At 66.7% G+C, this 21,684-nt stretch carries 20 protein-coding genes and 1 pseudogene; 15 read left to right on the top strand and 6 right to left on the bottom strand.

Annotation, left to right across the window (positions count from 1 at the left end):
• Nucleotides 1-14: 14 nt before the first annotated feature.
• Entirely contained in the window at nt 15-830 is an 816-nt protein-coding gene (gene hisF, locus ACFR99_RS15295; RefSeq protein ID WP_390288909.1) for an imidazole glycerol phosphate synthase subunit HisF, read from the bottom strand.
• A 128-nt stretch (nt 831-958) separates the two neighbouring features.
• Between hisF and ACFR99_RS15290 the strand changes: the two genes are divergently transcribed.
• Nucleotides 959-1,141 (top strand): DUF7550 family protein, encoded by a 183-nt coding sequence (locus ACFR99_RS15290; protein ID WP_390288906.1) that lies wholly within the window; start codon nt 959-961, stop codon nt 1,139-1,141.
• 128 nt (nt 1,142-1,269) lie between these two features.
• Here ACFR99_RS15290 and ACFR99_RS15285 read toward each other — a convergent pair whose 3' ends face one another.
• The gene (locus ACFR99_RS15285; RefSeq protein ID WP_008014354.1) at nt 1,270-1,497 is read right to left on the bottom strand and encodes a ribbon-helix-helix domain-containing protein; all 228 of its coding nucleotides are present in this window, start codon (nt 1,495-1,497) and stop codon (nt 1,270-1,272) included.
• Between the two features lie 157 nt (nt 1,498-1,654).
• The gene (locus ACFR99_RS15280; RefSeq protein ID WP_390288903.1) at nt 1,655-1,954 is read right to left on the bottom strand and encodes a hypothetical protein; all 300 of its coding nucleotides are present in this window, start codon (nt 1,952-1,954) and stop codon (nt 1,655-1,657) included.
• A 321-nt stretch (nt 1,955-2,275) separates the two neighbouring features.
• Here ACFR99_RS15280 and ACFR99_RS15275 point away from each other — a divergent pair, with 321 nt between their 5' ends.
• The 8 genes from ACFR99_RS15275 to menE all read left to right on the top strand — a co-directional run bounded on the left by ACFR99_RS15275 (nt 2,276) and on the right by menE (nt 12,154).
• Nucleotides 2,276-2,872: a sulfite oxidase-like oxidoreductase gene (locus tag ACFR99_RS15275; protein WP_390288900.1), complete on the top strand. Its 597-nt coding sequence runs from the start codon at nt 2,276-2,278 to the stop codon at nt 2,870-2,872.
• Between the two features lie 145 nt (nt 2,873-3,017).
• Nucleotides 3,018-4,349: an isochorismate synthase gene (locus tag ACFR99_RS15270; RefSeq protein WP_390288896.1), complete on the top strand. Its 1,332-nt coding sequence runs from the start codon at nt 3,018-3,020 to the stop codon at nt 4,347-4,349.
• A 6-nt stretch (nt 4,350-4,355) separates the two neighbouring features.
• The gene (menD, locus tag ACFR99_RS15265; RefSeq protein WP_390288894.1) at nt 4,356-6,191 is read left to right on the top strand and encodes a 2-succinyl-5-enolpyruvyl-6-hydroxy-3-cyclohexene-1-carboxylic-acid synthase; all 1,836 of its coding nucleotides are present in this window, start codon (nt 4,356-4,358) and stop codon (nt 6,189-6,191) included.
• Between the two features lie 212 nt (nt 6,192-6,403).
• Nucleotides 6,404-7,294 carry a 1,4-dihydroxy-2-naphthoyl-CoA synthase gene (locus ACFR99_RS15260; protein WP_390288891.1) on the top strand — a complete coding sequence of 297 codons (891 nt, stop codon included), beginning with the start codon at nt 6,404-6,406 and terminating at the stop codon, nt 7,292-7,294.
• A gap of 41 nt (nt 7,295-7,335) precedes the next feature.
• Complete coding sequence (locus tag ACFR99_RS15255; protein ID WP_390288888.1) at nt 7,336-8,538, top strand: DUF7350 domain-containing protein; 1,203 nt, start codon at nt 7,336-7,338, stop codon at nt 8,536-8,538.
• Between the two features lie 63 nt (nt 8,539-8,601).
• Nucleotides 8,602-9,546: a 1,4-dihydroxy-2-naphthoate polyprenyltransferase gene (locus ACFR99_RS15250; RefSeq protein WP_390288885.1), complete on the top strand. Its 945-nt coding sequence runs from the start codon at nt 8,602-8,604 to the stop codon at nt 9,544-9,546.
• Nucleotides 9,543-10,613, top strand: coding sequence for a mandelate racemase/muconate lactonizing enzyme family protein (locus tag ACFR99_RS15245; RefSeq protein WP_390288882.1), 1,071 nt, complete (start codon nt 9,543-9,545; stop codon nt 10,611-10,613). The genes ACFR99_RS15250 and ACFR99_RS15245 overlap by 4 nt, the downstream gene beginning before the upstream one ends.
• Nucleotides 10,613-12,154 (top strand): o-succinylbenzoate--CoA ligase, encoded by a 1,542-nt coding sequence (gene menE, locus ACFR99_RS15240; protein WP_390288879.1) that lies wholly within the window; start codon nt 10,613-10,615, stop codon nt 12,152-12,154. The genes ACFR99_RS15245 and menE overlap by 1 nt, the downstream gene beginning before the upstream one ends.
• 48 nt (nt 12,155-12,202) lie before the next feature.
• Here menE and ACFR99_RS15235 read toward each other — a convergent pair whose 3' ends face one another.
• Nucleotides 12,203-13,792 carry a BCCT family transporter gene (locus tag ACFR99_RS15235; protein WP_390288877.1) on the bottom strand — a complete coding sequence of 530 codons (1,590 nt, stop codon included), beginning with the start codon at nt 13,790-13,792 and terminating at the stop codon, nt 12,203-12,205.
• 321 nt (nt 13,793-14,113) lie between these two features.
• Between ACFR99_RS15235 and ACFR99_RS15230 the strand changes: the two genes are divergently transcribed.
• Both ACFR99_RS15230 and ACFR99_RS15225 read left to right on the top strand, forming a co-directional pair.
• A complete protein-coding gene (locus ACFR99_RS15230) occupies nt 14,114-14,917 on the top strand; it encodes an NRDE family protein (RefSeq protein WP_390288874.1) in 804 nt (267 codons plus the stop codon).
• A 73-nt stretch (nt 14,918-14,990) separates the two neighbouring features.
• Nucleotides 14,991-15,341 (top strand): helix-turn-helix transcriptional regulator, encoded by a 351-nt coding sequence (locus tag ACFR99_RS15225; protein ID WP_373616715.1) that lies wholly within the window; start codon nt 14,991-14,993, stop codon nt 15,339-15,341.
• 164 nt (nt 15,342-15,505) lie between these two features.
• Here ACFR99_RS15225 and gatA read toward each other — a convergent pair whose 3' ends face one another.
• Complete coding sequence (gatA, locus tag ACFR99_RS15220) at nt 15,506-16,774, bottom strand: Asp-tRNA(Asn)/Glu-tRNA(Gln) amidotransferase subunit GatA (protein ID WP_390288871.1); 1,269 nt, start codon at nt 16,772-16,774, stop codon at nt 15,506-15,508.
• Between the two features lie 2 nt (nt 16,775-16,776).
• Nucleotides 16,777-17,055, bottom strand: coding sequence for an Asp-tRNA(Asn)/Glu-tRNA(Gln) amidotransferase subunit GatC (gene gatC, locus ACFR99_RS15215; protein WP_138779227.1), 279 nt, complete (start codon nt 17,053-17,055; stop codon nt 16,777-16,779).
• Between the two features lie 265 nt (nt 17,056-17,320).
• On the opposite strand from gatC, the gene ACFR99_RS15210 reads away from it, so the two are divergent.
• The 4 genes and pseudogenes from ACFR99_RS15210 (at nt 17,321) to ACFR99_RS15195 (ending at nt 21,617) form a co-directional block, all read left to right on the top strand.
• Entirely contained in the window at nt 17,321-17,446 is a 126-nt protein-coding gene (locus ACFR99_RS15210; protein ID WP_390288868.1) for a hypothetical protein, read from the top strand.
• A gap of 70 nt (nt 17,447-17,516) precedes the next feature.
• Nucleotides 17,517-18,437, top strand: a complete 921-nt coding sequence (locus ACFR99_RS15205; RefSeq protein ID WP_390288865.1) for an alpha/beta fold hydrolase — start codon at nt 17,517-17,519, stop codon at nt 18,435-18,437.
• A gap of 183 nt (nt 18,438-18,620) precedes the next feature.
• Nucleotides 18,621-19,055: a DUF3054 domain-containing protein gene (locus tag ACFR99_RS15200; protein WP_390288862.1), complete on the top strand. Its 435-nt coding sequence runs from the start codon at nt 18,621-18,623 to the stop codon at nt 19,053-19,055.
• A gap of 97 nt (nt 19,056-19,152) precedes the next feature.
• Nucleotides 19,153-21,617 (top strand): annotated as a pseudogene (locus tag ACFR99_RS15195) (heavy metal translocating P-type ATPase).
• Nucleotides 21,618-21,684 lie beyond the last annotated feature (67 nt).

The following is a 21,684-nucleotide window of genomic DNA, read 5'->3' as shown; positions in this document are numbered from 1 at the left end:
CGCGTCAGCCGCGTCTAGCGACGAACCGGGACGCCGTGCTCGTCGAGATAGGCTTTCGTCTCCTCGATCGAGTACTCGTCGAAGTGGAAGATCGAGGCCGCGAGGCCGGCGTCGGCACCGGCCTCGGTGAACACGTCGTACATGTCTTCGGGGCTGCCACAGCCCGAGGAGGCGATGACCGGCGTATCGACGGTCTCGCAAACGGCGTTCGTCAGCGGCAGGTCGTAGCCGTCTTTCGTGCCGTCCTTGTCGATCGAGTTGACGAACAGCTCGCCCGCACCGCGGGATTCGGCCTCCGCGGCCCACTCGAGGACGTCGATCCCGGTCCCTTCGCGGCCACCTTTCTTCGTACACTCGAACCAGCAGGACTCGCCGTCGATCTCGACGTAGTGCTCTCCTTGCTCGTCGAAGCGCCGTCTGGCGTCGACGCTGATGACGATACACTGGTTGCCGAAGGCTGCTGCGCCCTCGTTGATCAGCTCGGGGCGCTCGAGCGCGCCAGTGGTGATCGAGACCTTGTCCGCGCCGGCCCGCAGGGTCTCTTTGATATCGTCGGTGGTGCGGATACCGCCGCCGACGGTCAACGGGATGAAGACCTCGTCGGCGACGTCGCGGACGACGTCGAGCATCGTCTCGCGGCCCTCCGCGGAGGCAGTGATATCGAGGAAGACGAACTCGTCTGCGCCCGACTCGTTGTACGCCTTGGCCATCTCGACGGGATCGCCGGTGTACTTCAGGTCTTCGAAGTTGACGCCGGTGTAGACCGCCGGATTGCCGTCCTCATCGAGGTCCACGTCGATACAGGGAATGACTCGTTTGGTCAGGACCATGTGGTAACTACTACACGGTTCGAACCGAGGATAGTAAAGCCGTCTGGATCGGGCGGTGTCTGCCATCGGTTCCGCCGTCCCAAGCCAGTGTAGGTGGTGTTAAGTGCCAGAGCCGAAAACGGGCGCGTATGGCAGACGACACCGAAACTCCCGACGATTCTGGAGCCGACGTCGGTCACGATCTCGAGGCCGAGCGAACGACCGCACCGATGAGCCCGTACTCGGCACGGGACGTCGCGATTGGCGGCGTCGTCATGCTCGTCGGCGTGGCAGTCGCGTTCGGGATCCCGCTGCTCACGATGGGCGTCTGAGACTGTCGACGACCCGCCCGGCTTTTCCGGCAGCATGCGATCGGACGATACAGCGTCTTTTCCCAGAAGCGGCGGGGCTGGATGCGTACGCTGTCGGATGGCTGAACTGACTGCCGAAAATCCAGACGTTAGAAGACGTATTCGTCGTCGTGGCCCATCATCCCGTCGTCTTCCAGGCCGGTTCCGCCAGTCGCGCCCTCGTCTTCGTCCATCGGTCCACTCGTCTTGTAGGCCTTGATACCCGTCGACAGGAGGTCCTCGATCGCTTCCTCGCGGTTGACGAACTCACCGCGTTCGACCATCTGCGCGATCTGCATCTCGAGGTGCTCCGGGATAGTGATCTCTACTTTCGGCATCTGATTCGGCTTTCGGCGAGGGGGTATTTAGGTTTGACGGGGAATCTACACGGAGTGGAAAGAAAAATTCAGGCAGCCGAAACGACAGTTGGTGCTCGAGCGGCGTTCGCCCATCGATACCGTGACGGAGGAACGTGTCCACACGGTAGGCGTCGACCTACCGGTTACCCATCATCGAGTCGAACGCCTCCCGCAGCTTCGTCCCTGGCTGGGTCAGCGTCTGGAGTTGCCGGCGCATCTTCCGCTGGTTGAAGTAACTCGCGAACGCGAGAATCGTCGGCGGCCAGAGCCCGACGAACGTCCCGAGCTGGCGCTCACCGCGGATGAAGAAGTAGTACAGCGAGAGTCCGACCGACGCGGCCGACGCGACGAACGCGGGGCCCATTGCGTCTTCGCCGATCTCTTGCGGTTGCGTCTCGGTTACGTCTTGCTCCGTTAGTTGTTGTCTGCTCGCCATGCATCGATAGCCTCGGGGAGATTGTACTAAGGAGTAGCGAGGGTTTCGCTGGAAATCGACGCGTGGTGATCGTTTCGTGATCGTTTCGCACCGTTTTGACGTCTGCGCCGGCTGCTGAATACGGCGTTTCTCGAGGGGGCCTGGTCGGCCGATACTGGTCTCCGAGCTGACTGTTGGGAACGCCACGTTCGATCAGCTCGGTCCCACCGGCGATCGCTCGAGCCCGGTATTGAGCGCTCGAGTCGTGCCGGTTCTCTCGTTACAGCCGACAGTTGCAGCCGATGGCGTCACACCTACGGCCATCGGCACGAACCAACGCGTATGGACGCGACGGACGTCACTGACCTGTATCGGGAGTTCGGCGACGAGCGATTGCCGCCGGGGCAGCGCGAGACGAGCGAGTTTCCCGTTCTGTCGAAGAGCGCGACGCCCGACTGGGACCCCGAAACCTGGGAGTTCACCGTCACCGGGGCGGTCGACGAGGAGTTGTCCCTCTCGTGGGACGAGTTCCGATCGCTGCCGAGCGTCACCCAGCGCCAGGACTTTCACTGCGTGACCGGCTGGAGCAAGTTCGACTGCGAGTTCACCGGTGTCCCGTTCCCCGACCTCGCCGAGCGGGCCGGCGTTCACGACGACGCCGTTCACGTGCTGTTTTCTGCGCTGGACGACTACACCACCGACCTCCCGCTCGAGGACTGCATGCGTGAGGAGGTCCTGTTCGCGTGGGCGTTCGACGGTGCCCCCCTCCCCGACGACCACGGCGGGCCGCTTCGGGTGGTCACGCCGCACAAGTACGCCTACAAGGGCGCGAAGTGGGTCGACGGCATCGAGTTCCTCACCGAACCCCAGCGGGGCTACTGGGAACGACGGGGCTACTCGCGGACTGCAGATCCCTGGCAGGAAGAACGCTACAGCTAGTACCGTTCCAACCGTCGACTGATGGGTGAAATCGATGGTTGTCGTGTGATTTCACCCATCAGTTTAGGCTTGGACCGCCACTAGACGTATACACCAAGTCAGCGAATAGTTAGGCTGAAGGCTGGGCGGTCCTGAGGTTGTGTCGATGGACCGATCGTCGGGTGAGGGTCGACTAACGGGGGAGACCGAGTCGGTCGACCTCATCAGCCGGAGTCGCGAACTCGAGACCGCCGCGTTCGGTGCGGTGCTCGAGGGTGATACCGAATCGCGGATGCAGTGGGCCACGCCCGACGGCCACGAGATCGTCGGTCGCGGCGTCGCCGCTCGCTTTACTGCGACTGGCGCTGACCGGTTCGATCGGATTCGAACACAGGCACGCCGTGCCTTCGACGGACTCACACACGACGGTCCCGACCACGCCCGGCCGCGGGCGTTCGGCGGCTTCTCGTTTCACGACGGTCACAAAGCCGCCCCACCCTGGATCGGCTTCGGCGCGGCCTCGTTCGTCGTCCCGCAACTTTTCGTGACACGAACTGACGACGGGACGTGGCTGACGGCCGTCGGACACCGAGTCGACGAGGCCGAGGACCGCCTCGAGCGCTGGCACGACCGCCTGACTGACCTGCCGGTGACGCGGAACGACGAGACGACCCCCGGCGTCGCCGCGACGCGGCGGACGACCTCGCAGGCGACCTGGACCGAGCAGGTCGAAGCCGCCCTCGAGCGGATCGACGACGGTCGGCTGACGAAAGTCGTCCTCGCACAGTCGCTCTCAGTGGATCTCGAGGACCCGATCGACGTCCCGGCGACGCTCGAGCGACTGCGCCGCCGGTATCCGAACTGCTATGGCTTTCAGATCGGCCACGACGCTGGCGGCACGTTCTTCGGCGCGCCACCCGAGCGGCTGGTCTCGAAACGTGGCGCGCACGTCGAGACGGAAGCACTGGCTGGGTCGGTCCCCCGCGGGGACACGCCGGCCGAAGACGAGGCACACGTCGAACGGATGCGCGCCGACGCGAAGTTCCAACACGAACACGGCCTCGTCGTCGACGCGATCCGCGAGCAACTCGCGCCGTTTGCACGGGAACTCAGCGTTAGCAAACAGACCATCCGCCGGCTGGCGACCATCCAGCATCTGCGGACGCCGATCGAGGCCACGCTCGAGGGTGATCGCCACGTCCTCGAGCTCGTCGAGGCGCTACATCCGACGCCTGCGGTCGGCGGCGTCCCGCCGGAGGCGGCCTGGGAGACGATCCGCGACACGGAGCCGTTCGACCGTGGCTGGTACGCCGCACCGGTCGGCTGGTTCGACGCCGCCGGCGACGGCGAGTTCGCGGTCGGGCTCCGGTCCGGTGTCGCGACCGGCGAAACGGTAACGCTGTTTGCGGGCAACGGGATCGTCGCCGACAGCGACCCCGACGAGGAGTGGGACGAAGTTCAGCTGAAGTTCCGACCGATTCTCGACGAACTGCGGTAGTATCCAATGTCTGCACCCAACCGTGCGACCCTCTGGGGTCGCGTCCTCGCCGACGAACTCGCAAAGGGCGGCCTCGAGGCCGTCTGTATCGCTCCCGGCAGCCGATCGACGCCGCTGACGGTCGCGTTCGCCGAGCACCCGGAAATCGATGTCTACTCGCATTTAGACGAGCGCTCGGCGGCCTACTTCGCGCTCGGTCGCGCTCGTCGGACCGGTGAGCCGACGGCGCTGGTCTGTACCTCCGGGACGGCGGCCGCGAACTTCCACCCCGCCGTGATGGAGGCCGATCAGGCCCGTGTGCCGCTGCTCGTGCTCACGGCCGACCGCCCGCCCGAATTGCGCGACAGCGGCGCGAACCAGACTGTCGATCAGGTCAAACTCTACGGCGACGCGGTGCGGTGGTACACGGAACTGCCCGAACCCGAAGCCGACGAGCGGAAGGTACGGAGCCTCCGGACGACCGCTGCCCGCGCGCTCGCGGAGACGACCGGCGTCCAGCCGGGTCCTGTCCACCTGAACTGTCCGTTCCGCAAGCCCCTCGAGCCGATCGACGTTCCGGGCGATGTCCCCGACTCGTTCACCGAGACGACGGCTGCGACGGGGCGAGACGGCCCGTTCGTCGAAACGACTGGAGGTGCGCAGACACTCGCGGGCGACGACCATCGGCGGCTCCTGAAAGCGCTCGAGACCGCTGCCCGCCCGCTGATCGTCGCTGGACCCGCTGATCCGACCGCTCTTCCCTCCCTCGAACCCAGTGCAGTCACCGACCTCGCCGATCGACTCGGTGCGCCGATCCTCGCGGACCCGCTTTCGGGGCTGCGATACGGCCCACACGTCGGGCGAACGGACGGGGACGCCAACGCACGGCGAACTGTCTACGGCGGCTACGACGCCTATGTCGACGCGCTGCCGACGCCGGATGTCGTCCTCCGAATTGGGGCGTCTCCGACGTCGAAACGGCTCAGCCACTGGCTTCGCGACGCCGACGCGCGACAGTTCCTGTTCGATCCCGCAGGCGCGTGGCGCGAGGCGACGTTCACGGCGACCGATCTACTGGCCGCCGAACCCGGGGCCGTCGTCGACGGGCTGCTCGAGGCGATAGCCGAGCGCGAGCACGCTGATTCGGCCACACCTCCATCGGTCGACGACGAGTGGCGCGCCCGGTTCGCGGCGGCTGAACGCCGCCACTGGGCGATCCGCGACGAGGCACTGGCCGCGGACGCGCTCGCGTCCGAGCCGTTCGAGGGTGCGATCCTCGCATCGACCATCGTGAACGCGCCGGACCCGGCGACGGTGTTCGTTTCGAACAGCATGCCGATCCGAGACGCCGACCGCTTCGGCCGGCCCCGAACGGCCGACCTGACGGTGCTCGCCAATCGCGGCGCGAGCGGTATCGATGGCATCGCGAGCACGGCGCTCGGCGCCGGCAGCGCGACCGACGACCCGCTCGTACTGGTCACTGGCGACCTAGCCTTCTACCACGACTCGAACGGGCTGCTCGCGGTCGATCGCTGCGATGTCGACGCGACGATCGTCCTGCTGGACAACGACGGCGGCGGCATCTTCCACAAACTCCCGATCGAGGAGTTCGACCCACCGTTTACGGACCAATTCAAAACGCCTCACGGCCTCGAGTTCGAGGCGCTCGGCGACATGTACGGGCTCGAGTTCGAACGTGTCGCGCCTGTGGACTTCGCGGCTGCCTATCGACGGTCGCTCGAGTCCCCGGGCACGCAGGTCCTCGCCGTCGCGTTCGATTCCGAGCCGAGCCATCGACGGCGCGAAGCACTCGACGCGCGGGTGACGAGCGCCGTCGAGGACATCGTCGACGAGTCGGACTGAACTCGAGGATTTCTCCGTCGTCCTGTAGTCGTATGCCGATCGCTCGAGTCGGTTCTCGTTGCTCACGTCTGTGAGTAGTGTTTGTTCCCACCATGGTGCCAGTTATCGCCCGACATGGTCTGCTTCAAACAGATAAACTAATATATGCGATACAAAATTCGGAAGATCGCGACGCGAACCTATTTCACGCATCGCCGACGACACTCGAGCACATGGTTTCGGACCTCTTCGATCCGGCACAGTGGGAGCCGACGGACCTGAACGACGAGTTCAAAGACATCACCTACCACCGTGCGGTCGACTCCGGGACGGTGCGGATCGCGTTCGATCGACCCGACGTGCGCAACGCCTTTCGACCCGGGACGGTCGACGAGCTCTACGACGCCCTGGATCACGCGAAACGCCAGACCGACGTCGGCTGCGTGTTACTGACCGGGAACGGTCCCTCCTCGAAGGACGGCGGCTGGGCCTTCTGCTCGGGTGGTGACCAGACGATCCGCGGCGAAGATGGCTACCAGTACGAAGGCGACGAAGAACGGGCATCGGAGCAGGGGCGGCTGCACATCCTCGAGGTCCAGCGGCTGATCCGTCACATTCCGAAGGTCGTCGTCTGCGTCGTCCCGGGCTGGGCCGTCGGCGGCGGCCACTCGCTGCACGTCGTCTGTGATCTCACCCTCGCGAGCGAAGAACACGCGAAGTTCCTCCAGACTGATCCCGACGTAGCTAGCTACGACGCCGGTTTCGGCTCGGCCTATCTCGCCAAACAGATCGGCCAGAAGAAGGCCCGCGAGGTGTTCTTCCTCGGAAAGACCTACTCCGCCGAGGAAGCCGCGGAGATGGGGATGGTCAACGAGGCCGTCCCCCACGAGGAGTTAGAGGAGACCGCCCTCGAGTGGGGCCGGCGGATCAACTCGAAGAGTCCGACGGCGATGCGGATGCTCAAGTACGCCTTCAACATGACCGACGACGGGATGATCGGCCAGCAAGTGTTCGCCGGCGAGGCGACGCGGCTGGGCTACATGACCGACGAGGCGAAGGAAGGCCGGGACGCCTTCGTCGAGGGGCGCGAGCCCGACTTCGACGAGTTCCCGTGGCACTACTGACGACGGGCGGCCGATCGTGAGACGACTCGAGTGACCCACCGATGAACCGGCGTACGTTCCTTCGACGGGCGACCCCGCTGTCGGCTGCGATCGCCGTCGCGGGGTGTACGACACCGGATGGCGGGGCCGACGACCGCAACGCGAGCGACGGTGCTCGCGAAAACGAAACCGAACGCGACGGCGACGCAGGGGTGGGCACCGCGCCGATTCCGATGCTCGAGGACCCGCCGGATGCGGTGTACCGCCCCGGTCACCGGACGGCGATGCGGATGCTCGAGCCGATCGACGCCGGTGCGTACCGGCTGGCACCGATGCTCTCGTATCCGCATCCGTTCTGGCTCGTCACGGGGTCCGATCGCGAGCTCGTCGAACCGACGGCCGACCGCGGCATCCACCTGATGCTCGTCGTCTGGGACCCGGAGACGGGTGTCGTGCTGCCGGGGAATGTCGAGCCGAGAGCGACGATCACGGGGGCGGACGGCTGGACCGAAACCCGACCGCTGTGGCCCATGCTCTCCCAGGAGATGGGGATTCACTTCGGCGACAACGTCACTCTTCCCGGAGACGGTCGCTATACAGTCAGCGTCGACCTTCCACCGCTCTCGACGCGACGAACCGGCGCGTTCGCAGAGCGGTTCGACGACGGTGCGAGCGCGACGTTCGACTTTACCTACGATCAGGCGTTCCGTGAGGCTGTCGTCGACGGGATCGAACTCCTCGAGCGGGACCGCTGGGGGACCCGTGGTGCGCTCGAGCCGATGGGAAACGGCGATGACGGGAACGAAGGCATGCAGTCCGAGATCCCGTACTCTGCACTCCCACCTGCCCAGGACTATCCCGGCACCCCGTTGCGCGAGCCCGACACTGAGTCACAGGATGGGCTGGCACAGAGCGGTGACGCGGCGTTCGTAATTACGCTGCTCGAGTCCGGGTCACGACTCGCCGGTGGCGACGATCGGTATCTGCTCGTCTCGCCGCGGACGCCGTACAACCGGGTGCCGCTCACGAACATGTCGTTGCGCGTCGTCGTCGAACGAGACGGCTCGACGGTCGTCGACCGTGACCTCGTCGGGACGCTCGACGACGCGGTCGGGTTTCATTACGGCCGGACAGTCGGGACCGTCCGTCCGGGCGATTCGGTGACGGTTACGGTTGAGTCCCCACCGCAACTGGCCCGCCACCAGGGGTACGAAACGGCGTTTTTCGGGATGGAGCCGCTCGAGTTTGTCGTCCCCACGGCGTGAACGTGCGACCATGGTGGCTCACAATGCCAACGTTGACACTCTTTCGAGTCGGATAGACGAGTAATGAGTTCGGCCGAGGTCGACATTTCACGGACGAAGGCGTGGCTGATGGCAGCCCGTCCCCAGACCTTGCCCGCGGCTGCGGCCCCAGTGATCGTGGGGACGGGGCTGGCAGTCGCTGACGGCGTGTTTGCGCCGGTGCCGGCGCTGTTGGCGTTCGTGGGGGCGGCGCTGATCCAGATCGGGACGAATTTCGCGAACGACTACTACGACGCGATCAACGGTGCCGACACCGAGGATCGTGAGGGCTTCACCCGGGTCACACAGTCGGGGCTGATCTCGCCCGAGCAGGTCAAGCTCGCGACCGTCGTGACTTTCGGGCTGGCAATCCTCTCTGGGACCTACCTCGTCTACGTCGGTGGGCTCCCGATCCTCGTCATCGGACTCGTGAGCGTCGTCTGCGGGTGGGCCTACACTGGCGGTCCCTACCCGCTCGGATATCACGGCCTGGGCGACCTCTTCGTATTCGTCTTCTTCGGGCTCGTCGCCGTCACGGGAACCTACTACGTACAGGCCGCGGCCGTCCTCGCCGAGCCGCTGACCACGACGATTCCCGCAGGAACGATCACGGTCGCGGCCGTCATCGCGAGCCTACCGATCGCCGCGATTTCGACGGCGATTATCGTCGTGAACAACATTCGCGATCTGGAGACCGACGCCGAGACCGGCAAGCGAACCCTGGCGGTGCGACTCGGCTACCGGTGGAGTCGCCTCGAGTACGTCGCTATGCTCGCACTCGCCTACGTCGTCCCCGTCTGGTTCTGGCTCGGGACCGAGTACGGCCCCAGTGTGTTGTTGCCGCTGGTCACGGTGCCCTACGCCGCGATGGTCGCCCGAACCGTCGTGACGCGAACCGATGGTGACGCGCTCAATCCCGCACTCGAGCAGACGGGCAAGCTGCTCGCACTCTACGCCATCGCTTTCGCCGGAGGATTGGTGGTGCTATGATCCCCGACGACCTCTCGCTCGAGTATCGACCGTTCTCGCTGGCCCTGGCTGAGCCACTCGAGACGGCTGCCGGCTCGATCGACTCGCGAGACGGCTTTCTCGTACGACTCGTCGACGAGGCCGGCGACGATCCGGCCGTCGGCTACGGCGAGGCGACGCCGCTGACGGGCTGGACGGAGTCGCTCGAAGACTGCGAACGCGCCCTCGAGCGCGCACAGGATGCGATCCGAACGGGCGGCCCGAGCGAGGCCCTCGAGGTCGTCGATCAGCAGGTCGCGGCCCGGCATGCGCTCTCGCTGGCACTCGCCGATCTGCGGGCGACCCGCGAGGCGACGCCGCTGTATCGCTATCTAGGTCAGGGACCGATGGTCGGCCGCGTACCGGTCAACGCGACGATCGGCGACGGTTCCCCGGCCGATACTGCACGTGACGCACGCGCGGCCGTCGACCGGGGCTTTGACACCTGCAAGTTGAAGGTCGGCCTCCGCAGCGTCGAGGAAGACATCGAACGCGTTCGCCGCGTGCGCGAGACCGTCGGTCCTGACGTCGAACTCCGGGTCGACGCCAACGAGGCCTGGACCTACGAACAGGCCCAGTCGGCACTCGAGGCCTTTGCGGACCTCGACGTCTCGATCCTCGAGCAACCGCTGCCCGCGGGAGCGCTCGAGGGCCACGCCGACCTCCGGGCGGAGAGTCGAGGCGTTTCGATCGCGCTCGACGAGGGCTTGCTCGAGCACGGCGTCGACACCATCTGTAACGCCGACGCCGCGGACGTCGTCGTCCTGAAACCGATGGCGCTGGGCGGGCCCGACGTGGCGCGCAAGGTCGCGGCCTGGGTGACCGAACTTGACGTGACGCCGCTGGTCACGACGACGATCGATGGGGTCGTTGCGCGGACGGGTGCAGTCCACCTGGCGGCAGCGATCCCCGACGTCCCGGCCTGTGGCCTCGCGACCGGCGATCTGCTCGCGGAGGACCTTGGGCGCGATCCCGTCTTGCTCGAGAAGGGGTCGGCGGTCGTTCCGCAAGCGAAAGGGCTCGGCGTCGCCGACGTGTGGACCGAGTGATGACTGCCCCGATCGACTGGCCGACACGCGACCCGGTCGCCCACCGCGTCGCGGCGACGCCACAGCGGACGGCACTGATCGACGTCGCAACGGACACCGACTGGACGTTCCGCGAGTACGACCGCCGGGTCGACCGCCTCGCGGCGGCACTCGAGTCGCACGCTCTCGACGGCGAGCGGATCGGCGTTCTCATGAACACCCGCCCGGTCTTCGCGACGCTCTTTTTCGCCGCGATGCGGACCGGCACGACCGTCGTCGCGTTGAACGTCCGCGAGACGACCGGCGAACTCGCCGCGAAAGTCGCACGGACCGACCTCACCGCTATCGTCTGCGAGCGCGAGACCGAGATGGCCGCGCGCGAGGTCGCGGCCGAAACCGACTCGGTCGACGTGCACTCGGTCGACGAGCCACAGCGCGATGGAACGTGTGCGCTCGAGAAAGCAGACACGAGCGCCACATCGATCGAACCGGTTGATCTCGAGCGCGACGACACACAACTCGTTATGTTCACCTCCGGCACTTCGGGCGAGCCGAAGGCCGTCCGGCTGACGGTCGGCAACCTCGTCGCGAGTGCGACCGCCTCCGCGTTCCGGCTGGGCGTCGATCTCGACGACCGGTGGCTGTGTTGCCTCCCGATGTATCACATGGGTGGGCTGGCACCCGTCGTCCGGTCAGCGCTGTACGGCACGCCGGTCGTGATCCAGCGTGCGTTCGACCCGCCGACGACCGCGCGCGTGCTCGAAGACTACAGTGCAACCGGCGTCTCGCTCGTCCCGACGATGTGCAAGCGGCTGCTCGACGCCGGCTGGGAGCCGGTCGACACGTTGCGGTTCGTCTTACTCGGCGGCGCGCCAGCCTCGAGCGAGTTGCTCGAGCGCTGCCGGGAGCGTGACGTGCCGGTCTGTCCGACCTACGGCATGACCGAGACGGCCTCCCAGATCGCGACGGCGCTGCCTGAAGAGGTCGTCGCCCACGAGGGGACCGTCGGCCAGCCGCTGTTGTTCACCGAGGTCTCGGTCGTCGACGAGACCGGCGCACCCGTCGAGCCCGGCCAGCAGGGCGAGCTCGTCGTCTCGGGGCCGACGGTGACACCAGGCTACCTCGACGACGAACACACCGACGCGGCGTTCGACAATCGGGGCTTGCACACCGGCGACATCGGCTATCGCGACGCGGACGGCCGGCTCTGGATCCTCAATCGCCGCAGCGACCGCATCGTCACCGGCGGCGAGAACGTCGACCCCGGCGAAGTGGTCGCGGCCCTCCGGGATCACCCTCGCGTCGATGACGCCGCGGTCGTCGGACTCGAAGACGCGGAGTGGGGCGAGCGGGTCGCGGCGCTCGTCGTTCCAGCTGGCGACGAAACACTCGAGCCTCGAACACTCCTCGCCCACTGCGACGACCACCTCGCCGGATTCAAACAGCCGAAGACGATCGGGATCGTCGACACGCTGCCCCGGACTGCGTCGGGAACCGTCGATCGCGACGCGGTTCGGGAGCGGCTGCTCGAGGACGGGATCGACGCGAGCGAGGCTGCGTAATTCGGTTTTCGTTCCGGACGGAGGATGGCCCGAATTCGGAGCGATCGATCAGTCGTCGTCGGTGACGTTCCGGATCGCCGGCTGCGGGCGGGTCGGCTGCGGGTCCGGTTGTGCCGTCTCGTCGTCGTGGACGGAGTCTCGAGCGACGACGTAACTGCCATAGAGGACGAGCAACAGGAACAGCGAGAACGGGAGCGCCATCGTCACCGAAAGCGACTCGATGGCGCTGAACTCCTCGAGTCGGAGCGACATCATCCCGAAGACTGCCAGCAGCCCGCCCCACCACGCGCGGTTTCGCGGGTTCGGGTTCTCGTCGCCGAGCGTGATCGCCGAGATCATAAAGACTGCCGAGTCCAGCGACGTGATAATGTAGCCGGCGATGATGAAGACGAACAGCACCGCAAGCACCGTGCCAAAGGGCGTGATCTGGAGCGCTTTCGCGATGGCTGCTGGATTGCCCGCCGACGACATCGCCTCGGCGACCGGTTCCTGGTAGCCCGGCGCGAGTACCCAGCCGCCGATGAGGCCGTGTTGGATCCAGGTGAAGACCGTCGGGACCACGACGAGCACGGCGAACATCTCCCGGATGGTCCGGCCTTTCGAGACGCGGGCGACGAAGCTCCCGACGAAGATACTCCAGGCAGCCCACCAGGCCCACCAGAACCCGGTCCAGTTGGCTGCCCAGTTGCCGTCGGCGTTCGGGGCCGTATACAGCGTCAGACGGAACATATTACTGAGCCAGACGCCCGTCGCGTCCAGACTCAACTCGAGCATATAGAGGCTCGGCCCGACGACCACGAGCACGGCCATCGCGACGCCGATGAGGATCACCGTCGCGCGGGCCGCGTTGCGGATGCCCTTTCGCAGCCCGAGCCAGACGTCGCCGAGGAAGACGATTCCGATGAGCGCGAACACCACGTACGTCAGGATCGTCGCATCGAGCCCGAACACCCGGCCGAGGATCGCCGACATCGTCTGTGCGCTGAAGCCGAGCGTCGTCGAAATACCGCCGATCGTCGCGATCAGTGCCGCCAGATCGACCAGCCAGTAGAGGCCGGGAATTCGATCCTCGCTGACGACGCCGGCGAGCATCGAACTGATCTTGTAGTCACCGACGCCGTCCGTGTAGACGACGATCCCGAACGCGATCGCGACGGGAAGATACCACATCGCCAGCCCCGGGAACACCTCGTGGATGAACATGAAGGCGAGCGCCATCGCCTCGAGGGACGTGCCCTGAACGGGGGCCGGCTCCGGTGGCGGATGCTGGACGATCGAGATCGGCTCCGCGACGCCCCAGATGAGCACCGAGGCACCGAACCCGACGGTAAACACCATCGCCAGCCACGAGAACAGATCGAACTCCGGTTCGGCGTCGGGCCCGCCGATACGGAGCCGCCCATATTTCGAGGCCGTAAAGGCGATCACGGCCGCGAGCAAGACGAACCCCAGCAGGATGAACCACCAGCCGAAGTAGGTAAGGATCCACTCTTTCGCGCCAGTGAGCGCGCGACTCAGCAGCGACGGCCGCGCCAGTCCGAGCCCGCCGAGCGCGAGCATCACGCCCATCGTCACGACGAAGAGGACGCGTTCGGCCCGTGAGGCGTCCTCGAGTCCGAAGAGCCGCCCTCCGTTCATCGTTCGCCCCTGTCGATACTGCCGTCGTCTTCACGACAACCGATCGACCACATGACGTTGCTACTCACGGTTCTGTGAGTCACCATCAGATGTGTCTCTGATCCCACCACCAGTCACCCAAGTACTCTTTGTCTCGAGATCGGGGTTGGTAGTGCTACCACACGGCATACGCGGATCGGTTTGCAGTGTGCTGCTCGAGCGGACGCCGCTCGAGAACCGGAGCGTCCGGACGATCCCACGGTACTCGTCCCGGACCGCCGTCGTCCGAGCCGGATTGCCGCCGGAATCGAAGTTAAGACACTGGCGTTCCTACCCGGACGCGTGTGTACGCTCACGCTCGCCTGGCAGGTCTTCGACGACGCGCCGGTCGCAGTCGCCGCCAACCGTGACGAGGCCGTCGATCGGGAGTCAGTCCCGCCGACCGTCTACAACGAGGAGCCGCTGGTGATCGCTCCCCAGGACGTCGAGGCCGGCGGGACGTGGATCGGCTACAACGAGTTCGGCGTCTTCGTCGGCCTCACGAACAAGTGGACCGACGGCGAGCTGGCCGGCGAGCGCTCACGTGGCCTGCTCGTCGCGGACGTCCTCGAGGCTCGATCCGCCGCGGATGCGAAAGCGATCGTCGCAGACGCGACCGATGCCGACGAGTACAGCGGCTTCTACCTCGTCGTCGCCGACGCGACGGACGCGTTCTGTTACCAGTGGGATGGCACGCTCTCGCTGACTGCGTTCGAGCCGGGTGTCCACGTCGTCGTCAACGTCGCCGTCGATGACGACGTCGACGTCCCCGAGCACCGGGCCGAGATCGGCCGCGAGCAGGCCGACGGCGCTCGCGCGCTTCGGGCGGCGCTGACGGTCGAGCCGGACGAGACGGCGATGGACTGGCTCGAGCGGGCGAGCGACGTGCTGGGCGATCACGAATACGGTGCCTGCGTCCACGAGAACGGATACGGCACCCAGTCGTCGTCGTTGCTCGCGCTCGGCCCCGAGATTGAATATCATGCCTTCGCGCCGGGGCCGCCCTGTCGAACGAGCTACGACGAGGTCGACCTCGCGATCGGTGACGGCCTCGAGGGCCTCGAGACTGTGGTCGAACCGACGGTCGACGACGAAGGGCACATTTAAGCGGCTCGCCCTCCCTTGGCTGTAGTATGGACGCACTCCTGCCTGTAGCGACGCGAACGGCGAGGTGGTCACCGTGAGCGTTTCCGAAGCCGAAGCCGAACTCACCGAGGACGAGCGCGCTGGCCTCGAACTCGTCCGCGAAACCGGCGGCATTCACCAGAGCGACTTTTGGAAGGAACTGGACGTCTCCTCGCGCAAGGGCAGTCGGATCGTCGAATCGCTCGTCGAAAAAGATCTGGTCGATCGGGAAGAGACGGTCTACGACGGTCACAACACCTACTACATCTCGCCGACCGCTCGCGACCTCGATTTCAGACTGCTGATGGCCGGCGACATGCTCTCGCCGTTTATCGGCGAAGAGGAGGTCGACCCGAACAGCGACGCCTTCTCGCAGTGGATCATGAACCTCGCCTACGAGGAGTAGTCGATCCGTCGGCCCACACGCGGATCGCTCTCGAACGGTCGCATCTCGAGAACTGGCTGCTTTTGTGCTCCCATCGCCGCCGGTAGTCACAACGGCGACTGGTTGGCGTCCACGAATGAGAGAGCGATGTCTGTGCTGTCGACGGGACGGTGCGAGGCTGCCGATCAGGCGAGTGCGCTCGCAGCCCGGATCAACTGTTCCTCGCCGAAGGCCGGGCCGACGAGCTGGAGGCCAACGGGGAGGCCGTCGGTTTCGCCCGCCGGGACCGAGATCGCGGGCAGATCCGCGAGATTGACCGGTGTAGTGTTGGCGTCGGCGAGGTACATCTTCAGCGGATCGTCCAGACTCTCGCCGAGTTCGAACGGCGGCACCGGCATCGTCGGGCTGGCGAGGACGTCGGCTTCCGAAAGTGCCTCGTCGAAGTCCTGTTTGACCCACGCGCGAGCGTCCTGGGCCTTCTTGTAGTACTTGTCGTGGTAGCCCGCCGAGAGCGCGTACGTGCCAAGCAGGATGCGACGCTTGACCTCGTCGCCGAAGCCTTCCTCGCGGGCTTTCGCGAACGTCTCGTTCCAGTTGCCGTCGTAGCCACCCGAGTGGCCGTAGCGGACGCCGTCGAACCGCGCGAGGTTCGACGAAGCTTCCGACATGGCGATCACGTAGTAGGCCTCGACGGCGTGTTCGACCGACGGCAGGCTGACTTCGTGGTACGACGCGCCCTTGTCCTCGAGGTCATCGATGGCGTTCCAGAACGTTTCGACGACGCCCTCGTCAGCCCCCTCGAGCAGCTCCGTGGGGACGCCGATCTGCAGCCCGTCGACGTCACCGGTCGCGGCGTCGGCATAGTTCGCGTCGTCCCCCTCGCTGCGCGTGGTCGCGTCACGTTCGTCGCTGCCGGCGATGACGTCGAGCAACTCCGCGGCCTCTTCGACGGTCTCGCCGAAGGGGCCGATCTGCTCTAAGCTGTTGCCGTAGGCGACGAGGCCGTACCGCGAGACGAGGCCGTAGGTGGGCTTGATGCCGACGACGCCACAGAAGGCGGCCGGACAGCGGACCGAGCCGCCGGTGTCGGAGCCGAGCGCGAGGTCGGCCTCGCCGGCGGCGACGGCAGCCGCCGAGCCACCGGAGGAGCCACCGGGCACGTGACCCGGCGCAGCCGGGTTGTCCGTCTCCCCGAAGTAGGAGGTCTCGGTGGTCGTCCCCATCCCGAACTCGTCCATGTTGGCCTTGCCGACGATGGTTGCGCCGGCCTCTTTGAGCCGGGAAACGACCGTCGCGTCGTAGGGCGGGACGTACTCCTCGAGCATCTTCGAGCCGCAGGTCGTCCGGACCCCTTCGGTCGAAATGTTGTCCTTGACCGCGACCGTTTTGCCGGCCAGCGGGCCGTCGTCGGCACCCTCGATCCGCTCCTCGGTAATGAAAATGTTTTCCGACATGATTACGAGACGTTCGGTCCTTTGAAGTAGCCGTCTTCCGTTTCCGGCGCGTTCCGGAGCGCCTCCTCGCTGTCGAGGGAGGCTCGTTCCTCGTCCGGCCGCATCACGTTCGCGAGGTCGGCCTCGCGGTCGACCTCCGGCACCTCGTCTAGGGTCTCGAAGTACTCGAGGATGTCCGCGAACTGTCCGGCGAACCGGTCGACCTCGTCGTCGGCGAGGTCGACGCGGGCCAGCTCCGCGACGTGGCGGACCTCCTCGGGACTGACGGCGTCGTCGCTCATACGTGTTCGCACCGGCCTCCGGAGAGTAAGGGTTTCGATACCGGTGTCCTGCGGCGACGCTGCGTGGTTGGCGCGTTCGACACGCAGCGGGTCAGTAGGGTCGACGCGCTCGGTGACGGGATAGGTCTACCAGCGTTTCTGCAGCTAACAACGGGAGCGAAACACCGTGTTTACCGCGACAGTATGCAGCTGAAACAGGTTCTTACTCGTGAAACTATTCGATTAATAGGTTTATACTCAAGCATGTCGTCCGGGAACGGTGCGTATGGGTTGCGATAACTGCGAGTCCGACGAGATCGCGTACACGCTCACGACTCACGTCGACTCCGGCAGCACGGAGTCCGTCGACCTCCACTTCTGTTCGAGCGAGTGTCTTCGCGTCTGGACGTGACCGCCGTTGGAGGCTCGAGACGTCGGGGAGCCATAATCGCTATTCCGGTCCGCGCTCCAATGACTCGGACATGGACTCCACCGCGCGCGCGACGGCCTCGAGCGAGACGCTCGACGCTGCCATTCCGTCAGTCGTCGACGCGACGGCGTCACGTCGAACGGCCAACGACATCGAATTGCACGTCGTCGCTGCTGGCGACGAGGCTGCCCCGCTCGTCGTCTTGCTCCACGGTTTTCCCGAGTACTGGTACGGGTGGCGAGCCGTGATCGCCTCGCTCGTCGAGGCCGGCTATCGCATCCTCGTCCCCGACCAGCGGGGCTACAATCGCAGCGAGAAGCCCGACGGAGTGCGGGCATATCGAACGCGCGAACTGTCGCGAGACGTCGCTGCCCTGATCGCGACTGAGGGCCGCGAAGCCGCACACGTCGTCGGCCACGACTGGGGAGGAGTCGTCGCCTGGGACCTGGCGTGTCGGTTCCCCGCGGTCGTCGATCGGCTCGCCGTCGTCAACGCGCCCCATCCGACCGCCTACCGGCGGCAATTGCTCTCGAACCCCGACCAACTCCGCCGGAGCTGGTACGCGGCCTGCTTCCAGTTCCCGTGGCTTCCCGAACTCGCCTGTCGGTACGACGACTATCGCCTCCTCGAGCGGGCGCTTCGAAACACGTCCCAGCCGGGAACGTTCACCGACGCGGAACTCGACCGCTATCGGCGAGCCTGGGACCGGGACGGAGCGCTCACCGGAATGCTCGACTGGTATCGGGCGGCCGCGCGGTATCCGCCGCGGCTGCCGACCGATCGGGTCGACGCGCCGACGCTCGTCGTCTGGGGCGACGAAGATACGGCACTTGTCCCCGCGCTGGCGGTCGATAGCGCGGCGTTCTGTGCGACCGGCCGCCTCGAGTTACTGTCGGGGGTGAGCCACTGGGTGCCCCACGAGGAACCTGACCGGCTGGCGGACCTGCTGGTGGACCACGTCGGCAGCGCGTAGCCCGGCGCGTGAGATCCGTCCCCCTCGTGGCTCGCCTACGAGCGAGCCGACCGGAACACGTTCGGGAGAGGACTCGCATCCCCGGTGTGCGTCGGTTCGAGTATCACTGGACCCGATCTCGAGGCGCGGACAGTCGCGGCTTCCGGCCGCCGCCGTCGGCGCCTTCGGTGATGGATGACAGCCATGCTCGAATCACACCCGCGCCCGGACCCAGTCGGACGAGTCGCTTCGGAACCGTTCGCCGTCGGCCTCGCCGTCGCCGACGCGGTCGTCGTCACTGCCTTTCTGGCCGTCGGGCTGTTCACCCACGGGCTCGAGCCGTGGGCGTACCCGATCTATACTCTCCGGACGGCGGCCCCGTTCGTGGTCGCGTGGGGGCTCGTCGCACCGCCGTGTGGCGCGTATCGCCGTCTGACGATCGACTCGTTCCGACGGACGATCGCCGTCGTCAGTGCCGCGTGGATCGTCACGACGCTGCTCGGGGGCGTGATCCGTGCTTCGTCGGTTTTTCCCGGCGGTGCACCCCTGTCGTTTCTCCTGGTTAACGCCGCCGTCGGCCTCGCGTTCGTCCTCCCGTGGCGGCTCGCGGTGACGGGCGGTCGCCGCGTGCGGCGGTGACGATACCGGTGGTCCGATCCGGCCGGTCGCTCGATCACAGGGGTGCGAACGTATTCGGCACCACGGCTACCCGCCGTCTCCGAGTATCGGTCGTGAGATGAGTTCGTGTTCGCTTTGCGGGCTGCCGACGCCCGAGCAGCCGGTGACCGCGGACGACGTCGAGGGACGCTTCTGTTGTCGCGGGTGTCTCGAGGTGAGCGCGACGCTCGGCGAGATCGACGACGTCGATCGGGAGGCCGTCGTCGACCGCGCGGCCGACGTCACCGAGCGCGAGGTACCCGACGGCGCCGCGGAGGCGTTCCTGGCGATCGAGGGGATGCACTGTTCGACCTGTGAGGGGTTCGTCTCCCTGCTGGGCGAGCGCGAGGACGGGATTCTGATCGTCGAGGCGAGTTACGCGACCGACACCGTCCGCGTCGTCTACGATTCTGACCGGGTCGCCGAAGCGGTCCTCCCTGACGTGCTCTCTGGCTACGGCTACGAGGCGCGGTTCCGCAGCGACGACGCGGACGCCGAGCGCGCCCGCGCCGACGAGGACCTCGTCCAGCGGCTGCTCGCCGGCGGCTTTCTGACGATGCTCGTCATGCCGTGGTACCTGTTTTACCTCTATCCGAGCTACGTCGGGATCGAGACGGGGATCCTCTCGGTCGACGCGACCTCGTCCGTCGGGATCTACCTGCCGCTGGCGATGATCAGCCTGCTCGCGAGCGGCGTGTTGTTCTACACCGGCTACCCGGTCCTGCGAGGTGCGTACGTCAGTCTGCGGGTCGGGCGGCCGAACATGGATCTGCTGATCGCGATCGCCGCGACGGCGGCATACGCCTACAGTACGGTCGCGCTGGCAATGAGGAGCACGCACCTCTACTACGACGTGACTGTCGCCGTGATCATGGTCGTCACCCTCGGGACCTACTACGAGCGTCGGATCAAACGCCGGGCGACCGATCTGCTCGCAGACGTGACCACCGCACAGGTCCGCGACGCGACCCGTCGCACCGACGGCGGAACCGAAACGGTGTCGGCCGACCGACTCAAGGCCGGTGACGAGGTCCTCGTCAAGCCCGGCGAGCGGATCCCCATCGACGGCACGGTACTCGAGGGGACGGCGGCCGTCGACGAGTCCGTGCTGACAGGCGAATCCCTGCCGGTCACGAAACGACCGGGCGATCGGGTCGTCGGCGGCTCGATCGTGACCGACAGCGCGCTCGTCGTCGCGGTCGGTGCGGACGCCGAGAGCACGCTCGATCGTATCGCGACGCTCATGTGGGAGATCCAGAGTTCGACGCCCGGCGTCCAGCGGCTGGCCGATCGGCTCGCGACGGTCTTCGTCCCGTTCGTCCTGACGGTCGCGGTCCTCGTTACTGGCTGGCGTCTCGCGACGGGAACCCCGATCGGGGACGCGGTCCTGACGGGGCTGACGGTCCTGGTCGTTTCCTGTCCCTGCGCGATGGGGCTCGCGACGCCGCTTGCGGTCGCGTCCGGCCTGCGCGACGCCCTCGATCGCGGGCTCGTCGTCGCGAACGCGACCCTGTTCGAGTCCGCGCCGGCGGTCGAGACGGTCGTCTTCGACAAGACCGGCACGCTGACAGCCGGCGAGATGACGGTCCGCGAAGTCCACGGGGACGAGGACGCAATCGAGCGCGCCACGTCCGTCGAACGTCGCTCGGAACACCCCGTCGCCGACGCACTCGTGGCCCACGCCGCGGGCGAGGGTGTGGACGGAGATCGTGTCGCGGCCGACGGCGGTCGCCTCGAGCCCGACGCCGGCAACGCAGCCGCGGACGGGACTGCCCACGAGGTGCGTGACTTCGACCGTCACCCCGGCGAGGGCGTGAGCGCGACGGTCGACGGCGAGCGCGTCGTCGTCGGCACGCCCGCGCTCGTCGAACGGCTGGTCGGCCCGGTGCCGGCCGCGCTCGAGCGGCCGATCGACGACGCACGAGCTGGCGGCCGACTCCCCGTCGTGATCGGGTACGGCGATCGGGCGCGAGCCGTCGCCGTCGTCGGAGATCGAACCCGAACGGAGTGGCGATCGGTCCTCGAGTCGTTCGCCGACCGCGAGGTGGTCGTCCTGACCGGTGACGACGAGGCCGCGACGGCCACGTTCCGCGAGCATCCGGCAGTCGACCGCGTCTTCGCGGGGGTTCCGCAAATGGCAAGGTCGAGACCGTCCGGCGGCTCTCCCGCGAGGGCGTGACGGCGATGGTCGGCGACGGGACCAACGACGCCCCGGCGCTGGCCGCGGCCGACGTCGGGATCGCACTCGGGCACGGCACTGCCCGCGCGACCGACGCCGCCGACGCGGTCGCGACCGCGAGCGACCTCCGCGCCGTCGCCGACGTGTTCGACCTCCGCGCCGTCGCCGACGTGTTCGACCTCGCGGCCGGGACGCGCCGGCGCATCCGCGAGAACGTCGTCTGGGCGCTGCTGTACAACGCCGTCGCGATTCCGCTGGCGGCGGCCGGACTGATCAACCCGCTGTTCGCCGCGGTCGCGATGGCCGCGAGCAGTACGATCGTCGTCGTCAACTCCTCGAGACCGGTGCTCAAGGAGGCGACGTAAACTGCTTTTGCGCTCCTGGAACCCCAATACAGCAACAGTCGTTCTCGAGGACAGCCTCGCTCGTTGC

Origin of the sequence: Haloarchaeobius amylolyticus (assembly GCF_042678045.1) — an archaeon.
In the GTDB taxonomy this organism is placed as follows: domain Archaea; phylum Halobacteriota; class Halobacteria; order Halobacteriales; family Natrialbaceae; genus Natrinema; species Natrinema amylolyticus_A.
Note: the sequence above shows the minus strand (reverse complement) of the source record. Positions and strands in the feature narration are given on the sequence as shown.